Source organism: uncultured Marinobacter sp., from assembly GCF_913055835.1.
In the GTDB taxonomy this organism is placed as follows: Bacteria; Pseudomonadota; Gammaproteobacteria; order Pseudomonadales; family Oleiphilaceae; genus Marinobacter.
This window is the reverse complement of record NZ_CAJXKQ010000038.1, coordinates 17,757-34,373: the sequence shown is the minus strand read 5'-3', so window position 1 is coordinate 34,373 and position 16,617 is coordinate 17,757. Positions and strand designations below refer to the sequence as shown.

21 protein-coding genes and 2 pseudogenes are annotated in these 16,617 nt (G+C 57.1%); 21 read left to right on the top strand and 2 right to left on the bottom strand.

Annotated features, from left to right (window positions below; all coding sequences use genetic code 11):
- Together QZ534_RS16675 and QZ534_RS16670 are read right to left on the bottom strand one after the other, a co-directional pair.
- Positions 1–481: pseudogene (locus QZ534_RS16675) on the bottom strand (capsid portal protein); the annotation flags it as partial.
- Positions 481–2,244 carry a terminase family protein gene (locus tag QZ534_RS16670; RefSeq protein WP_199453313.1) on the bottom strand — a complete coding sequence of 588 codons (1,764 nt, stop codon included), beginning with the start codon at positions 2,242–2,244 and terminating at the stop codon, positions 481–483. The gene QZ534_RS16670 and the pseudogene QZ534_RS16675, both read right to left, overlap by 1 nt.
- Before the next feature lie 162 nt (positions 2,245–2,406).
- Here QZ534_RS16670 and QZ534_RS16665 point away from each other — a divergent pair, with 162 nt between their 5' ends.
- From QZ534_RS16665 to QZ534_RS16565, 21 genes and pseudogenes are all read left to right on the top strand, one after another.
- On the top strand, positions 2,407–3,234 hold the full coding sequence (locus tag QZ534_RS16665) for a GPO family capsid scaffolding protein (RefSeq protein WP_296936043.1): 828 nt from the start codon (positions 2,407–2,409) through the stop codon (positions 3,232–3,234).
- Between the two features lie 13 nt (positions 3,235–3,247).
- Positions 3,248–4,255 carry a phage major capsid protein, P2 family gene (locus QZ534_RS16660; protein ID WP_296936041.1) on the top strand — a complete coding sequence of 336 codons (1,008 nt, stop codon included), beginning with the start codon at positions 3,248–3,250 and terminating at the stop codon, positions 4,253–4,255.
- A gap of 10 nt (positions 4,256–4,265) precedes the next feature.
- Positions 4,266–5,102 (top strand): phage terminase small subunit, encoded by an 837-nt coding sequence (gene gpM / locus QZ534_RS16655; protein ID WP_296936039.1) that lies wholly within the window; start codon positions 4,266–4,268, stop codon positions 5,100–5,102.
- A 103-nt stretch (positions 5,103–5,205) separates the two neighbouring features.
- Positions 5,206–5,667 carry a head completion/stabilization protein gene (locus QZ534_RS16650; protein WP_296936037.1) on the top strand — a complete coding sequence of 154 codons (462 nt, stop codon included), beginning with the start codon at positions 5,206–5,208 and terminating at the stop codon, positions 5,665–5,667.
- The gene (locus tag QZ534_RS16645) at positions 5,664–5,873 is read left to right on the top strand and encodes a tail protein X (RefSeq protein ID WP_366935827.1); all 210 of its coding nucleotides are present in this window, start codon (positions 5,664–5,666) and stop codon (positions 5,871–5,873) included. Before QZ534_RS16650 ends, QZ534_RS16645 begins: the two co-directional genes overlap by 4 nt.
- 2 nt (positions 5,874–5,875) lie before the next feature.
- Positions 5,876–6,310, top strand: coding sequence for a hypothetical protein (locus QZ534_RS16640; RefSeq protein WP_296936033.1), 435 nt, complete (start codon positions 5,876–5,878; stop codon positions 6,308–6,310).
- Between the two features lie 2 nt (positions 6,311–6,312).
- Positions 6,313–7,113, top strand: a complete 801-nt coding sequence (locus QZ534_RS16635) for an N-acetylmuramidase family protein (RefSeq protein ID WP_296936031.1) — start codon at positions 6,313–6,315, stop codon at positions 7,111–7,113.
- Entirely contained in the window at positions 7,110–7,319 is a 210-nt protein-coding gene (locus QZ534_RS16630) for a hypothetical protein (protein ID WP_296936029.1), read from the top strand. The genes QZ534_RS16635 and QZ534_RS16630 overlap by 4 nt, the downstream gene beginning before the upstream one ends.
- Positions 7,316–7,786: a hypothetical protein gene (locus QZ534_RS16625; protein WP_296936028.1), complete on the top strand. Its 471-nt coding sequence runs from the start codon at positions 7,316–7,318 to the stop codon at positions 7,784–7,786. Before QZ534_RS16630 ends, QZ534_RS16625 begins: the two co-directional genes overlap by 4 nt.
- Positions 7,752–7,898: a hypothetical protein gene (locus tag QZ534_RS16620; RefSeq protein ID WP_296936026.1), complete on the top strand. Its 147-nt coding sequence runs from the start codon at positions 7,752–7,754 to the stop codon at positions 7,896–7,898. The genes QZ534_RS16625 and QZ534_RS16620 overlap by 35 nt, the downstream gene beginning before the upstream one ends.
- A complete protein-coding gene (locus QZ534_RS16615; protein WP_296936024.1) occupies positions 7,895–8,359 on the top strand; it encodes a phage tail protein in 465 nt (154 codons plus the stop codon). The genes QZ534_RS16620 and QZ534_RS16615 overlap by 4 nt, the downstream gene beginning before the upstream one ends.
- Positions 8,352–8,807 carry a phage virion morphogenesis protein gene (locus tag QZ534_RS16610; RefSeq protein ID WP_296936023.1) on the top strand — a complete coding sequence of 152 codons (456 nt, stop codon included), beginning with the start codon at positions 8,352–8,354 and terminating at the stop codon, positions 8,805–8,807. Before QZ534_RS16615 ends, QZ534_RS16610 begins: the two co-directional genes overlap by 8 nt.
- Positions 8,808–8,884: 77 nt before the next feature.
- The gene (locus tag QZ534_RS16605) at positions 8,885–9,445 is read left to right on the top strand and encodes a phage baseplate assembly protein V (RefSeq protein WP_108019150.1); all 561 of its coding nucleotides are present in this window, start codon (positions 8,885–8,887) and stop codon (positions 9,443–9,445) included.
- A gap of 2 nt (positions 9,446–9,447) precedes the next feature.
- Entirely contained in the window at positions 9,448–9,645 is a 198-nt protein-coding gene (locus QZ534_RS16600) for a hypothetical protein (RefSeq protein ID WP_108019149.1), read from the top strand.
- Positions 9,646–9,650: 5 nt separating this feature from the next.
- Positions 9,651–9,983, top strand: coding sequence for a GPW/gp25 family protein (locus QZ534_RS16595; RefSeq protein WP_296936022.1), 333 nt, complete (start codon positions 9,651–9,653; stop codon positions 9,981–9,983).
- The gene (locus QZ534_RS16590) at positions 9,983–10,894 is read left to right on the top strand and encodes a baseplate assembly protein (RefSeq protein ID WP_296936020.1); all 912 of its coding nucleotides are present in this window, start codon (positions 9,983–9,985) and stop codon (positions 10,892–10,894) included. The genes QZ534_RS16595 and QZ534_RS16590 overlap by 1 nt, the downstream gene beginning before the upstream one ends.
- Positions 10,887–11,513, top strand: a complete 627-nt coding sequence (locus tag QZ534_RS16585; RefSeq protein WP_296936018.1) for a phage tail protein I — start codon at positions 10,887–10,889, stop codon at positions 11,511–11,513. Before QZ534_RS16590 ends, QZ534_RS16585 begins: the two co-directional genes overlap by 8 nt.
- The gene (locus QZ534_RS16580; protein WP_296936016.1) at positions 11,506–13,200 is read left to right on the top strand and encodes a phage tail protein; all 1,695 of its coding nucleotides are present in this window, start codon (positions 11,506–11,508) and stop codon (positions 13,198–13,200) included. The genes QZ534_RS16585 and QZ534_RS16580 overlap by 8 nt, the downstream gene beginning before the upstream one ends.
- Positions 13,201–13,320: 120 nt before the next feature.
- Positions 13,321–14,334, top strand: a complete 1,014-nt coding sequence (locus QZ534_RS16575; RefSeq protein ID WP_296936014.1) for an SGNH/GDSL hydrolase family protein — start codon at positions 13,321–13,323, stop codon at positions 14,332–14,334.
- Between the two features lie 693 nt (positions 14,335–15,027).
- Positions 15,028–16,086 (top strand): annotated as a pseudogene (locus QZ534_RS16570) (phage tail sheath protein); the annotation flags it as partial.
- An 11-nt stretch (positions 16,087–16,097) separates the two neighbouring features.
- Positions 16,098–16,607 (top strand): phage major tail tube protein, encoded by a 510-nt coding sequence (locus QZ534_RS16565; RefSeq protein ID WP_113878908.1) that lies wholly within the window; start codon positions 16,098–16,100, stop codon positions 16,605–16,607.
- The last annotated feature ends 10 nt before the right edge of the window (positions 16,608–16,617 follow it).

Sequence of the window (16,617 nt, the reverse complement as noted above, 5' to 3'; positions counted from 1 at the left end):
AATCCGGAACGCCATAGAGTTCCTGGTCGATATCCGGCTCCATCAGATGAACGATGCTTCCTCGAGGAAACTCCTGTTTCTGCTCCCAGTCGTGAACCCACCAGTACTGATCCTCCTCAACACCGCGCCGGCAGTACTTCGCCAGAGCAGGCCGGATCCGTACCAGGTTGCCAAGCCGGTTGGTCAGCTGCTCACCATAGAGGTTGCCGAACACCAGGTAATCCAGCGCCATGCGAGAGAAATCCTGCCGGCTCAGGTACTGGGTAGGCTGGAAGGACTTCACCAGGATGTTCCGCTTCACCTGGAGCGCACTGCCATGGTGAGCGGTGGCGCGGTAAGACTTTGCGAGCGCCGATTGATCCACCGGCGGTTCGTAATAATCCATGCCAGCCATCCAGCAGCCGGTATACAGCATGTCATACCGGTCCATTACCGGTACCGGGTCACCGAAGGTGAAAGCTTCAACGTGCGGTTTGGTCATCAATAAATCTCCATCATGCTGCCACCTTGTTCGGTTGGCCCTTCGAGGGGTTCATTTGCCAGTGCGTGCATTACCGCCCATGCCAGATCGGCGTGGCCGGTGTCTTCACGACGGCCGGATTTGTATGTGATGTGGCGTTGGGAATCGGTCATCCCCCGGCGGATTGCCATAAAGCTCTGGGCCAGATCGCTCCAGCCGGCGTCAAACTGGAGGCGGCCGCGGTCGATGATGTTCTGGGTTTTGATCACCAGACGGGCTTTAACATCCGGGCTGTAGTTGAATCGTGTTACCGCGGGGAAGAACTTCTCCACTAACTCGGCGACAGCTTCACCCAGGCCGGTGGTATCGATGCCGATGTAGGCGACGTTGTAGCGATGAGTGAGCTTGCGGATCTCCTCGGCCTGCTGTTCATAGTCCAGGCCCCGGAAGCGCTGTTTCTCGATTACCCGGTGGGGCTTGAGGTTGGATCTTGATGGAGACACCACGGCAACACCGGCGCCGTCTCCATCCTCGCTGCCGCCTGCCGGATCGTAACCAATCCAGACCGCACCATCACCGAGCGGTCGATCGGTGTACGGCTTCAGGTCTCGCCATTCCACCCAACTGTCCACCATGCAGCGCTGCAGCTTGGCCAAGGGGAACACGGCGTGGGTGTCATCCACGAACTGGCACATCAGCAGGTTCGCGTATTCATCATCGGAGTACTCGAGGCGCAGCTGGTCGATATCGAACAGGTCGCACCCACCTGCCATGGCATCTTCGACGGTAACGATCTGGCGCCATTGGCCATCACCACACGCCATACCATTGGCAAGTGCCGCATGGGAAGTGTCGATGCTTACTCGCTTATCCTTGGCCCGGCGTTTGTTGAACAGGTCACCGGTCCAGAATGGGTAGGCATCATGGGTGATCGCGGAAGGTGTGGAGAAATAGGTCTGGCTCCACTTCTTGTGCATGGCCATGCCGGAGGCCACCTTCCGGAACTCCTGGAAGTTCTGGATCCAGAAGTACTCATCCATGTACAGATCGCCGTGGTAACTCTGGGCGGTTCGGACGTTGGTACCGAGAAAATATAGGGTGGCGCCATTGGGCAGCACCAGCGGATCGCCTCGAAGTTCAACCCCGCAAGTGTCCTTGATGAACTGGACGATGTACTGCCGGAAAACATGGGCCTGGGCCTTCGAGGCACTGAGGAAGATCTTGTTTTTGCCGGTGTGGAACGCATCCACGATCGCTTCCCGGGCAAAGTACCAGGTTGCACCGATCTGGCGTGACTTCAGAATGTTCCGGATCCGTTGGGTAAGGCCCGCCACCTTCCACTTGTGCTGGTAGTCGAAAAGCGATTCATCGAAGGCTTTTTCGATCAGTTCCAGGCCTTCCTCGCCGATATCGTTCTTGGCCTTTCTGGGCGCCCGGTTCCGCTCCTGGATCTTCGGGTTCAGATCCGATTCGCGGCCGGTCTCCTCATACTTATGGACACGAGCCAACCGTTCGAACTGCCGTCCTAGCAGATCGATTTCCTTGTAGTCCTTCCCTTCCTTCGGGTCCTTGAAGATCAGCTGAATCATCCGAGATTCAAGCGAACTCTCCACCCGTTCCATCGGTGGAGCGTCGTCCCATTTGAATCGCTTTCGCCAGGCGTTGATCAGCTGCGGGCTAATGTCCAGGTGCTCCGCAATGCGCGAAGGCCGCCACCCCATCCACAGCAGAGTGCGGGCGGAGACGAACTGTTCTCTGTATTCCGATTCGACGACTTTATCCATGCAGCCAGCGTAAAGGCTGCGCGCGAGGGTTCAGCGTGCGGTGTTTTGTATGGGGAATCGACACAAAGGCGGCAGGTTGGCATTGAATGCCCTTCCCACGAATCTGGGGGCACTTGCATGACAACTGAGTAAGCATCGCCCAACAGGCACTGGAGAGGCAACATGAAAAAATGGTTCCGAGTGGCCACCGAAGGCGCCACTACCGATGGCCGGGCTATCAGCCGGGCGTGGATCGAGCAGATGGCCAAGAACTTCAACCCGCAGAAGTACGGTGCCCGGGTTTGGCTGGAGCACATGCGCGGCATGTTTGCCGATGGCCCTTTCAAAGCCCTGGGTGATGTCCACGCACTTCGGGCTGAAGAGAACGCCGACGGCAAGATGGAGCTCTTTGCCCAGATCGAGCCGACCAACGACCTGGTCAGCATGAACAAGGAGCGTCAGAAGATTTACACCTCCATCGAGGTGGATCCGGAATTCTCAGATACCGGCGAAGCCTACCTGGTAGGTCTGGCCGTCACCGACTCCCCAGCGTCCCTCGGTACCGAGATGCTTCAGTTCAGTGCCAGCGCCAAAACCAACCCGCTGAACGACCGAAAGCAACGCCCGGAAAACCTGTTCACCGCTGCCCTGGAAACCGAGTTGGACTTCACCGAAGAAACCGGTGGCGAATCCGACAGCGACCCGGAAGAGCCCAGCCTGTTCGAAAAGGTGAAGGCTCTGTTCACCAAGCACCGGGAAGCCGGCGCCGCCAAATTCGCCGACTTCAAAAAGGATCTGGAGAGCACGCTGGGCCTGTTCGTATCCGAAGCGCAGGAGCTGCGGAGCGAACTGGAGAAAACCCAGGGGCATTACAGCCAGCTGAAGAAGGACCACGAAACGCTGGAACAGCAGTTCAACGAACTGAAGACCCAGCTGGAGAAATCCCCCCACAACCACAGCCAGCGTCCGCCCGCCACCGGTGGCGAAAACGCAATCCTCACCGACTGCTGAAGGAAGTCAGACTATGCGCAATGAATCCCGAGTACAGTTCAACAAGCTTCGGCAGCAGATCGCGAAGCTGAATGGCGTTGAATCCGCCGCCGAGGCCTTCGCGGTCACTCCCACCGTCCAGCAAACGCTGGAACGCCGCATGCAGGAATCCAGTGATTTCCTGGGTCGGATCAACATGATCGGTGTGGACGAGATCAAGGGCGAGAAGGTTGGCCTGGGCGTTGGCTCCACCATCGCCGGCCGTACCGACGTCAGCGCCAACGATCGGACCCCGTCCGACGTCAGTGATACCACCGGCAATGGTTACGAGTGTTTCCTGACCGAGTTCGACACCGCCGTGCCCTACTCCAAGATCGATGCCTGGGCGAAGTTCCCGAACTTCCAGGCCATGCTGCGTGATGCCATCGTTCGCCAGCAGGCCCTGGACCGCATCATGATCGGCTGGAATGGCACCAGCGCGGCAGCCGCCACCAATCGTTCTACCAACCCGCTCTTGCAGGATGTGAACAAGGGCTGGCTCCAGCATTATCGCGAGCAGGCTGCCGAGCGCGTCCTGAACGAGGTGGTTGCATCCTCTGGCCAAGTAACCATTGGCGACACCGGCGACTACAAGAACCTCGACGCTCTGGTCTTCGATGTTCTGAACAGCATGGTTGATCCCTGGTATCGCGAGAATCCGGACATGGTGGTTCTGGTCGGACGCACTCTGATGTCCGACAAGTACTTCCCGCTGATCAACCAGTCCAACGCCCCGACCGAACAGCAGGCACTGGATCTGCTGGTGAGCCAGAAGCGCATCGGCGGCCTGCAGGGCATTCAGGTGCCGTACATCCCGGACGGCACCCTGATGATCACCACCCTGGAGAACCTGTCCATCTACTGGCAGCAAGGTGGCCGCCGCCGTCACATCATCGACAACCCGCGCCGTAACCGCATCGAGAACTTCGAGTCCTCCAACGATGCCTACGTGATCGAGGACTTCGGTGCCGGCGCAGTCGTTGAAAACATCACGATGGTGTAAGGGGGACGTAATGGTCAGCCCAGCAAAGAAACGCTTTGAACAGGTCCGCGCCGCCCGCGAGGCGGCTGCGGCCGAGGATTTGGAAAAGGCCCAGCAGGAAGCCAAGGCCAAAGACCAGGAACGGGCAGAAGCCCCGGGCAAGGAACGGCCCAACCCCTACAACCGTGGAGAGGGTGGAAAACCCCGGCCGAGCCCTGCCCGCAAGCACTTCGACCGTGCCCGTGCGAAGGCAGAGGCATCGCAGGCCACGCCAGCCAGGCCTCAAGGAGATTCCTATGAGCTGCACAAGGCCGCGATCGTCGAGGATATCCGGCGCCTGTCCGACATCCAGAGCATTGAGCGAAAGATCGAAGCGAAGCGGGAGCTCCTGCCGAACTACGAAAGCTACGTTCAAGGCGTTCTGGAAGGTGGCAAAGGTCAGCAGGACGATGTGCTGATGACTCTGATGGTTTGGTACCTGGACGTGGGCGAGCTGAAAACGGCAATGGATATTGCCGAGTACGCCGCCAATCACGGACTGGAAACGCCGGACCGGTACCAGCGCAGCACCGCGGCCCTCGTCTCTGAGGAAGTGGCCGACTTTGCCCTGAAGCTGGATAAGGAAGCAGAGAACCAGGAAGAGGTTCTGGAACAGCTCCAACGTTGCCTGGCGCTGTTCGCGGATGCGGACATGCACGACCAGGTAAAGGCGAAGCTCTTCAAGGCTGAAGGTTCGATTCTGGACAACACCGGTCACACCGAAGCCGCAGTCGTCGCCTATGAGCGGGCGCTGAAGCTGAACGACAAGATCGGCGTGAAGAAGGACATCGAGCGCCTGAAAAAGGAACTCAAGAATTCCGGCCAATAACCGGACCCGAGTCGGCACCCCGACGCCAGGCGGCACGGGGCCCTGAGCCAAGGCCACGCCGGAAGCTCTACGGCCCCGTCCACCGCCTTCACCCGGAGGCAGTATGAGCCTGATCGCAGCCGGTGGCACCACCGAACCCGTCATCATCACCAACGCAGCTTTTTTCCCGGACCTGAACCTTCAGGAATTCCGCGATTCGATGCGCCTGGACGGCACCGTCACCGACGAGCGAGCCCAGCACGCCCTAGAGGCCGCGATGTTCGATGCCAACCGCTCTCTGGCCGATTACATGACTTCGCAGAAGGATCTCGGCTTCGACAGCTTGGAAAACGTGCCAGATGCCGACTGGCAACCATCGGGCACAAATGTCCGCCTATACCTTCGGGCAGTCTGGTGTCTGGCCAAGGCCAACCTGATCGAGCGGTACCGGGATTACGACTCCACAGGGAAAGGGGAAGCCAGGGCCGAGGCCATGGATCTGACCGGTGATGATCTCAGGCGTGACGCTGCCTGGGCTCTTTCCGATATCCGGGGCGCAAACCGCACCACAGTGGAGCTGATCTGATGGACGAGGTTCGAACTATCCAGGGCGACACCGTTGATCGTGTCTGTTTCCGCTATTACGGCTACACCGCCGGCGTCACTGAGTCCGTTCTTGCCGCGAACCCTGGCCTGGCCGATCTGGGACCGATATTGCCAACCGGCACCCTGATCAGAATGCCAGAGGTTGCGGCTCAACCCACCAAATCGACCGTTCAACTCTGGGAGTGATCGTGGCAGGCCCGCAAAACCAAACCTCTGAGGAAAAGCTGTACCGAGTTGTGGCGCAAGATCTGGCCGCCCGGCTCCGAGACCTGGAGAAACTGCACCCGCGAGTGAATGCCCTGGAACAGGCAGTGACCGAGATCCGGTATGACTTCCGGGAGGCGCGATCGGAACAGCAGGAAGCACATCGTGAAACCCACGCCGCTCTGAACGCTTTTCGCAGGCGCATGGACCACGACAACCGGGACACGGTCAATGCCCTTAACGAAACCGCAACAGCCACCACCAACGCCATCACCAGCCTGACCGAGAAGGTCGAAAAGCTGGCCCGGAAAGTGGCGTTCGCCGCCGGGGCCATTTGGATGGTGCTGGGTATTGGCGGGCTGATCCTCATGTTTCGAACTGAAGTTCTGCGCCTGGTGGCCATGGCGATTGGAGGATAAGCATGATCCTGAAGCACGGAGACGTCGGTACCGGCGTTGAAAATCTGCAGAATCGCCTGGTAAAAGCGGGAGCCAAGCTCGAAGTGGACGGCTGGTTCGGCGATGAAACCGAAAAGGCGGTCATCCGCTTCCAGCGCCAGCAGGGCTTAATGGTCGACGGCATCGCCGGCCCGGCAACCCTCGCCCGCCTTGACCCAGCTAACACCATCAGCCCAGACAAGCTACTGAGTGAGGATGATCTGAAATACGCGGCCCGCAGGCTGGGCGTTCAGCTCGCTGCCATCAAGGCGGTGACCGAGGTAGAGAGCAAGGAATCCGGCTTTCTGCCATCTGGCCGACCCGTGATCCTCTTCGAACGGCACATCATGTATCGACGCCTTCCTGACGCCAGGCGTGAACAGCTCGCAAGCGCTCACCCGGAGCTGGTAAACCAAAAACCTGGTGGTTATGTCGGCGGTGAATCCGAATGGCGCCGGCTCACCCGGGCCACCGCTATCGATCGCACCGCCGGCATTGAATCGGCCAGCTGGGGCCTGTTCCAGATCATGGGCTTTCACTGGCAACACCTGGGCTACGCCTCTGCGGCTGTCTTCTCCGAAGCCATGCACCGCAGCGAAGGTGAGCAGCTGGAGGCGTTCGTCCGGTTCATCAAAAAGGACAAGGCCCTGCACCAGGCGCTGAAGAACCGAGACTGGACAGCCTTCGCAGAGCGTTACAACGGCCCCGCCTACGCCCGAAACCAGTACGACACCAAGATGGCGGCCGCCTATGACCGGTTCCGCGCTGTGGGGCGAATCTCGTGAAACTGACACCCGAACAGCTGGACGCCTGGCGAGTAGTCCCCAGGCTCCTGGTGATCCTTTACGGCTGGCTCTGTTTCGACACTCACCAGTGGTTCATCGCCCTGGAAATGCCCACCACAGCTCAGCAATTCTACGCGAACGTGATCTGGACCGGCGCGGCCGCGTGGTTCGGGTTCTATGTCAACAGCGGGAGAAAGCAGGAATGAAGGTCTACCTGGTTATCGGCCTGGTCATTACCGCGCTTTGCGGTGCCCTTTGGGCCAGCATCGATAACAACATGGAAACCAGCGCAAAACTGGCATCCACCACTGAGGCCCTGAACCTGCAGGAGCAAGAGGCAAAGCAGACGCAGGCCAGACTCACCGAAATGACACAGGCCCGAGACCGCCTGGCCGAGCGGATCGAACGAATCGAATCAAAGGGCTCCGATCTGGCCGCTGCCCTTGAGGCTGAAAGGGCAGCCCGGGCCCAACTGGAGAAAGAAAATGAAGCCTATCGTAACTGGGCTCGCACTGAGCTCCCTGATGTTGTTGTCCGCCTGCTCCGGAAAGGTCCAATACATCCAGACAACGGAATACCTGGTGTGCAGCAACGTGAAGGCACTGGCGATTCGGGAGCGTCACCCGGGCCGAGAGTGGATGAACCAGAACGGCGACCTGCTGGATCTGATTGACCGGTACAGCATCAAACTCACCACCCAGAACGATCGCATGACTGAAATCTGGGACGAGATCGAAAGCTGCGAACAGATAGCCCAGCAGATGAGCACGCAGGAGCCAGAATGAAAAAACTTGCCGATCTCCGAAATCACATACTGGCCAATGTATCGGACCTCAAGCGGAACCCGGATAAGCTTCTGAGTTTCATCGAGGATGGAAACATCGAATTCTGGCAGGGTCCAAACCTCAGCCACATGTATACCCTGCCTATCCGCATCATCGTCACCGATTACAGCGGCGATCTTGACCACCTGATACTGCCCATTCTCTCCTGGCTGTCATACCGTGAGCCTGGCGCGGATCCGCAACGCTCCATCAGCTTTGAGGCCGAGCTCCTGAACAACAACAGCTACGACATCAGCATCACTGTGAACGTGACCGAGCGGGTGATCGTGACCGCGCTGGAGACTGGTTTCCAGACCGAGCACGTATTGCCTGAGCCAGAGATGCAAATGAACCCGGATGCCGAGTGGCAGATCATCATGGACCTCCACGGCCTGACCGAACAGGTACCGGGCGATGACTGACGACATCGACGCCCTCGCCGGCTGGGTAGAGCCACTGCTGCGAAAGATGGACCCGGCCGAGCGCCGCAAGCTGATGAAAACCATTTCCCGGGATCTCCGGAAAGAGAACCAGGAACGAATGAAAGCCCAGGAAGGGCCCAATGGTGAAAAATGGGACCCGAGAAAGAAAAGGAACCTGCGCGGTAAACGCGGCCAGATTCGCAAAAAGGCCATGTTTACCAAGTTGAGGACAGCGAAGTACCTCAAGATCAGAACCAGCCCGGATTCCGCTGGATTGGCCTTTGCCGGACCAGCAGCCCGAATCGCCGTGATCCACCACTACGGCCTTCGAGCTAAGGTGGACAAAAACGGCCCGATCTATGATTACCCTTCACGCCGACTGATTGGCTTTGGTCGGGGCGATCTGGAGCTCATCGCCGATCGCGTCCTGGAACACATACAGCCCTAAGCCCTACTTTTTGTTCCGCTGGCCGTTACAACGTCAACGGCTTCTTATTGTTGGGTCCAAAAATACAAACTGGCCCCATGAACACTCTCGCTGAAGCCTTCCGCCTGATCAACAACATTGTCCGAATCGGCCAAGTGGCCGAAGTCGATGTTTCGCGCGCGCGTGCCCGCGTCCAGGCTGGCGACAACCTGACAGGCTGGCAGCCTTGGGTATCTGCAAGAACCGGTACCAGTTTGGAATGGGATCCACCCACCGTTGGAGAACAAGTAGTTCTGCTCTCGCCGTCTGGCGACCTGGCCCAGGCAATCATTGTGACCGGGCTATACAAGCAGAACGCACCCTCCGACAGCGCCGATGAGCACAAGCGGGTGTACCCGGACGGGGCCAGCATCACCTACGACCATGTGAAGAAAGAGCTGGTCGCCAGCTTTCCCGGAAAGGTGAACATCAACATAACCGGCGACGCCACAGTCAACGTCGGCGGAAACGCCACCACAGCGGTGGCCGGAACCTGCAAAGTCAACGCTCTGAAGATTCATCACAACAACGGCAATCCCGTTGTCACTACGGGCCACATCTGCCATTTCACCGGCCTTCCGCATGGTGACGGGTCCAGCACAGTAACAGCGGGGAAATAGCCATGGCCCTAAGCAAGAGTCAGCTGAAAACCCGGATCATCAATGAAATGAAAGCTCAGGGCGCTAACGAAACAGGCCCCTTCAGCTGGGTTGAGAAAATGGCCGAGGCCATTTCCAACGCCGTGGTGGATGAGATTCAAGCGAACGCGCAAGTGCCAGTAACAGGCGGCTCCAGTGCCGGTACCTATAAGGTCGAATGATGGGAATGAATGCAGAGACGGGCCGTTACCTGTCCGGAACAGCGCATATCAGTCAGAGCATCGGTACCATTTTGGCAACACCGTTGGGATCTCGCGTTATGCGCCGGGATTTCGGTTCGTTGATCCCTGAGCTGATTGATAAGCCCCTGAATCGTGCCACCGTGCTCAGGCTTTACAGCGCGGCCGTTGTTGCCATTCAACAGTGGGAACCACGGGTTCGCGTTGGCAACGTCAACCGAACTATGGGTGAAGACGGCCGCTTTACCCTTGAGATTTCACTGACCAGGACTGACACCGGTGAATCCGCTCAGATCCGCGTGCCGGTAGGGGGTGCCTAGTGAGCGGACCCATTGATCTGTCCAGACTTCCCAAGCCTAATGTCATCGAGGAGCTGGATTACGAAACCATCCTGGAACAACGGAAACAGAAACTGCTTTCCCTGGTACCTGAAGATCGGCGCCAGGAGGTGGAGGAAACGCTCGCCCTGGAATCCGAACCACTCACCATTCAGTTGCAGGAGAATGCCTACCGGGAGCTGGTGTGGCGTAAGCGGGTAAACGAAGCGGCAGTGGCCAACATGCTGGCCTTTGCCGAGGACGAAGACCTGGACAACCTGGTTTCCAACTTCGAAACCGAACGCCTGATGGTTGATCCCGGCGATCCGAACGCCATACCGCCGGTACCACCAACCTACGAATCCAACGAAAGCCTGCGGCTGCGATCTCAGCAGTCATGGGAAGGCCTCAGCGTTGCTGGCCCCACGAAGGCTTACGAATTCCATGCCCTGTCTGCCGATGGCCGGGTTTCCGATGCAAGGGCAATAAGCCCAACGCCGGCTTATGTCGAAGTCACCCTGCTCTCCACCGAGGGCGATGGTACAGCTAGCCAGGAGATCATCGACAACGTCGACGCTGCTTTGTCTGCTGAAGACATTCGCCCGGTTGGCGATCGCTTGACCGTTCAGTCAGCCACCATCGTCAACTACCAGGTGGACGCCACCCTTTACGTTTACCCGGGCCCGGAACAGGAACCGATCCTGCAAGCCGCTCAGGATTCACTGGAAAAGTACATCAGCGCACAGCGCCGTATTGGCAGGGACATACGCATCTCTGCCCTACACGCAGCACTACACGTTGAAGGTGTACAGCGAGTAGAGCTTGCCTCACCAGTGGCGGACGTGGTCCTAGACGAAACCGAAGCGGCCAACTGCACCAACCTCAGCGTTGTGATTGGTGGTTCCGATGAGTGAGGACCGCACGCCGCTGCTACCCAGCAACGCCACGCCATTGGAGCGAGCGGCGGCTGAGGCTCTGGCAGAAATTCAGCGCGTACCGGTTCCGCTACGCACCCTATGGAATCCACAAACCTGTCCAGCCAGTTTCCTACCGTATTTGGCATGGGCATTCAGCGTGGACCGATGGGACCCGGCCTGGACCGAAGAGGCAAAGCGCGAGGTTATCGCGTCCAGCTTTTACCTTCACAAAAAGAAGGGAACCATCAGCGCCCTTCGAAGAGTCATTGAGCCCTTCGGTTTCGTGCTGAATATCAGCGAATGGTGGCAGATGGATCCCGAGGGCGAGCCTGGCACTTTTGCCATGGACATCAGCCTTGAAGATGAAGGCATCACAGAGTCCACCTTCGAAGAGATGGAGCGACTGATCGCCGACGCAAAGCCTGTAAGTCGTCATCTGGTCGGTTTGGCGATAAAGCTTAACGTCGGCGGCAAAGTGCACATTGGTGCCCAGGAATATTCTGGCGATGAACTAACGGTTTACCCATTACCTCCCGGCCCACTGGAAGTGAGCGGAAACAACCACATCGGAACCGGACAATACATAATCGATACAGTGAGCGTTAACCATGGCTGATTATTACGTTATCCCCACGAACATTGGCGAAGCCAAAATGGCGAACGCATTGGCTTTAGGAATTCCCCTAGCCATTACTGAAATGGCGGTTGGGGATGGCGAGGGAGCGGGAGCTCAAGGCACGCCAATACCGAACCCTAATGCCACAGCGCTGGTTTCAGAAAGACGTCGAGCACCGTTGAACTCATTTTCCGTGGATCCGGAGAATTCAAACGTCTTAATTGCTGAGCAGGTAATTCCTGAATCTGAAGGCGGATGGTGGATTCGAGAGATGGGTCTGTTCGACGAGGACGGGGATCTTATTTTTCTATGTAACACCCCTCCGACATACAAACCTCAAGTGGCCGAGGGAAGTGGCAGGACTCAAGTGGTTCGTATGGCCTCAATCGTTTCAGACACGGCTGCCGTAACATTGAAGGTCGACCCTTCGGTAGTACTGGCGACACGTGAATATGTGAGTCAACTCCTCGTTGCCCATAACAACGAATTTCACAGAATCAAAGATCTACCCGGTAACGATTTCAACCTAGCTACAGAGTCTGGCCGATACCTGGCGTTTGGAGATGACGCTGGAGTCCTTTCTTCAGCAAATGCCCCCGCAGGTAGTGGAAATGTCAGACTCATTCTTTATGTCGATGCCGGCGACCAGGTTATAACTCAAACTGCAGTTTCAGGTCGAGCTGATGGCAGTTTTATGTACCATAGATCTTCACAGGTTAGTAACGGGGATTATGAAGCAGCATTAACCGGTGCCGAATGGGTCGGAGCTCCGCGTCTTAACAAACCCAACGTCTTTCAAGATTCGGTTGGCGAGGCACGCAGCTTGATTGATATCGAGCATAACGCCGATGGATCGGGATCAGGTAACAATCAGACTTACGGGCTCGATGTCCACAACAACCCCGGTGCTAGATCGGGAATCGTTGGACACCAATATAGTAACGTTGGGCCTTTCATGTGGCTGGACAACACCGACAACCAGCCGATGGTTCGGATTAATAACACCAGCAATCCAACACGCAATCCCAACGGGCCTGCCACAGCACAGGGTGATTTTCTTGAGCTGATGACGAATCTCGCTACCAGAATGCGGTTGCGGCACGACTATGTATGGGAAATGGCAAACGCGGTGTTCACGGTCGTAGGAACCAATTCAAAGGGCATGAGCGTTCAGACTCCAGCTCCTAATGCCAACAGCACGCTCGAAGTTATTCGACAGCACGCGGCTAATGCGGGCATCGCCCTCGATGTAAAAAACTCGGGTGGAACAGGCATAAAGCTAACCCAGACCGGGCCTGGTATTCCGATGCAAATTTCTGCCGCCACCTTGGACTCCGACGGGTTTTACGCAGGCCAGGTTTTCGGCTGGGATTTCGGCTTAAACATTACAACCGAAGAAGACGGAGGGAACACTGTCTTTATCGACAAAAAAGGCTTGTCGAGTTCCCCTGTTGTAGTCATTCGGAACCGGGGAACAGGTTACGGATTGACTGTTGAAGACGCGGGTGGCAATGACCTGTTTTCGATTGACTCAAGTGGAAAACCCGCCTGGCGAACGGCCTCTAACGTCCAGGCGACGGTTGGTTCCGCGGGCGCAGCTGCAGCGTTGCCAGCAAGCCCCTCAAAATATTTAAAAGTGGTGGCTGAGGACGGGCAAGTTTATGTGATACCGGCATTCTTGCCATAGGACCTACACAGAGGGCTATCAATATCTCTCTGGCCATCGATCAGTATAGTGCGGTTGGGTGTCGATGGATTCGTCTATATACTCAGGTCAGTTTATGAATCCAATAGCTTAGGGGCAGGGATGAGATTTTCGACTGTAGTTTTATGGGTATTCGCAAGCACATTTATGTTGTCTGCCTGCGGCGGCGGAGGTAGCGGTGACTCTACCTCTGAGTTGGAAAAGGTTGATGATTCAGAGCGAGGCGGCCAAGAGAGCACTTCAATAGGACTGAAGTTGGACTTTGATACTCCTGCCGAGCTAGTAGCAGACTTAGGTCAGTTTTTGATTGAAAGTGCTTCTGAAAATAATATTCGATTTGACAGCTCAGAGGGGAACATCTGCGATCCGACCTTGTATGACAGAAAAGTAGATAATTTTAACTTCGACAGCCTTTATCGAGTAACAGTCAATAACCGGGATTATTTTTTCCGCCATGGCTGGCAGCGATGTGGAGATGAGTCTTCAGAATTGCTTTATGTTAATTGGGCAAATGGATCTGTGGCGCCGCCAGGGCAGTGGGAAGTCTCAGTCGTTCAGAAGGATATAGATCAAGATGGCACTTCAACCCTAGTCACAGTTGGAGACAGCATTACATGGTGGGGTCATGGTCAGTCACTCCGCGCCCGGCTTGATCGACTTAAGCCAAGCTTTATCTTCACCGGTTCCAGAACTGATGGTTACGGCTACGGTCATGATGGAGAGGGCGGAGATAACACAGAGAAGGTTATAGATAGGCTCGATGGTATCCCGGCGGCAGACTATTACCTTCTTCATATCGGCACTAATGACCGTGGAGACATTGAGGAAACCAAAGACAATATAAAGTTTATCGCCTCATCTTTACTTCAAAAGCAGTCAAACTCCGTTGTATATCTGGCAACTATTCTGCCTAGATCCGATGAGATAGACGCTCGAAATGCAAGCGTTAATTCTGAACTAAGGTCATGGTCTCAAACGCAGCCAAATGTCATGCTGGTCGACTTGGAGAGCGAGTTCCGAGCCGTTGCAAACTGGGAAAGTTACCTTCCGGATGGCATCCATCCCAACGCAGAGGGCTATAAAATTATTGCTCAGATCCTATCCGAGCGGCTTTAAGGCTTACGTTGAGTTTTCTAAATATAAGCTGCTATAAATGAAAGTCCGGTGGCTCAAGCTTTGCCACCGGAATTCCCCCTCAAAAACTCATCTTGGCTTCAGAAGCCCGGCTTCCCCAATAGCACCTCAACCTTGCCAATTTTGTTAGCCCTTTGCATACAAAGCCGCTTGCTGGCAGCCACTGGCTCAAGGTTCATCATGGCAGTTATTACCATGTGAACCACACCAGGAGGCGTCATGCCCGACCAATACCACCACGGCGTCCGGGTGCTTGAGATTAACGAAGGCACCCGTACCATTCGCACTGTTTCCACCGCCGTTATCGGCCTGGTAGCGACAGCCCCCGAAGCCCTGCCTGGCGTGGCGGCTGAAGCCGTTGTTCCGGCCATTGCCAACAATGCTGATGTGCTGATCACTGCAGCGGCCGTAGGTACCGCCGGCAACCAGATCCGCGTCCGCTACGTTGATCCAGCGGCGAATTCCGAATCTTTGGCGGTTAGTGTCAGCGGCAACGACATCACCGTAACCCTGGCAACTGATGCCTCCGGAGAGATCACTAGCACCGCCAACCAGGTGGTCACCGCCATCAACGGCAGCGCCGAGGCATCCGCGCTGGTCACCGCGGCCAACGATGCCGGCAACGATGGTTCCGGCCTGGTCAATGCCGTGGACTTCACCACACTGGCCGGTGGCGAGAACGAGCCCTTCCCGCTGAATACCCCGGTTCTGGTCACCCGAATTGACGAAGCGATCGGCAATGCCGGTACAACCGGAACCCTGCCCAAGGCACTGGATGCGATCGGTGACCAAACCTCACCGGTCATGGTTGTCGTTCGGGTTGCTGAGGGCGAGACTGAGCAAGACACCGAAGCCAACGTGATCGGCACTACTAATGCCCAGGGCAAGAAAACGGGCATGAAGGCACTGCTGGCCGCCGAGCAGAACCTAGGCGTAAAACCCCGCATTCTGGGTGTTCCTGGTCTCGACACCGAGAACGTCACTGCTGAGCTGATCACCATTGCCCAGCAGCTGCGGGCATTCGCATACGCCTACGCACACAACTGCCAGACCATCTCTGAGGCCATCCTCTACCGTAACGGCTTTGGCGCCCGGGAACTGATGCTAATCTGGCCGGATTTCATCGCGTTCAACGTCAACACCGCAACCGAAGAACAAGCCGCCGTTGTGGCCCGGGCCATGGGCCTGCGCGCGAAGATCGACCAGCAGGTGGGCTGGCACAAGACGCTGTCTAACGTGGCGGTAAACGGGGTAACGGGCATCGACAAGGACGTGCATTGGGATCTGCAGGACCCGAACACCGATGCCGGCCTGCTCAACGCCAACGAAGTCACCACCCTGATCCAGCGTGACGGCTTCCGCTTCTGGGGTTCCCGGACCTGCAGCTCGGATCCGCTGTTCGCCTTCGAGAACTACACCCGCACGGCGCAGATCCTCGCCGACACCATCGCTGAGGCACACATGTGGGCCGTGGACAAACCGATGCATCCATCACTGGCCAAGGACATCGTGGAAGGGATCAATGCCAAGTTCCGCGAGCTGAAGCTCCTGGGCTTGATCGTGGATGCACGCGCCTGGCTGGATCCGGAGATCAACACCAAGGACACCCTGAAGGCCGGCAAGCTGTACATCGATTACGACTATACCCCGGTACCACCGCTGGAGAACCTGCTGTTCCGTCAGCGGATCACCGACCAGTACCTGGCCGACTTCGCCGCCCGCGTGAATGCATAAGGAGCTGAACAATGGCACTTCCCAAGAAGCTGAAGCACTTTAACCTGTTCGGCAACGGCGATAACTGGCAGGGCCAGATCGCCTCCCTCACCCTGCCGCCCATGGTCCGCCAGATGGAAGAGTTCCGTGGCGGCGGCATGAACGCCCCGGTAGATATCGACCAGGGCATGGAAAAGATGGAGTTCCAGTGGACGCCGGCGGGCATCATCCCGGGCCTGTTCGACAACTTTGGTACCAGCCAGCTGGACGCCGACCTGTTGCGCTTTTCCGGCAGCTACCAGCGCGATGACACCGGAGAAACCCTGCCCGTGGAAATCGTGGTCCGTGGCCGTCACCGAGAAATTGCCATGGGCGATGCCGAGCCTGGCAGCGACAACACCCTGTCCGTCACCACCACGCTCAGCTACTACAAGCTCACCATCGGCGGTGAGGAAGTGGTCGAGATCGACGTGCCCGGCATGGTTGAGCGCATCCGTGGCCAGGATCGCCTGGCCGAACACCGCAGCAACATTGGCCTGTAAGGAACCCTGA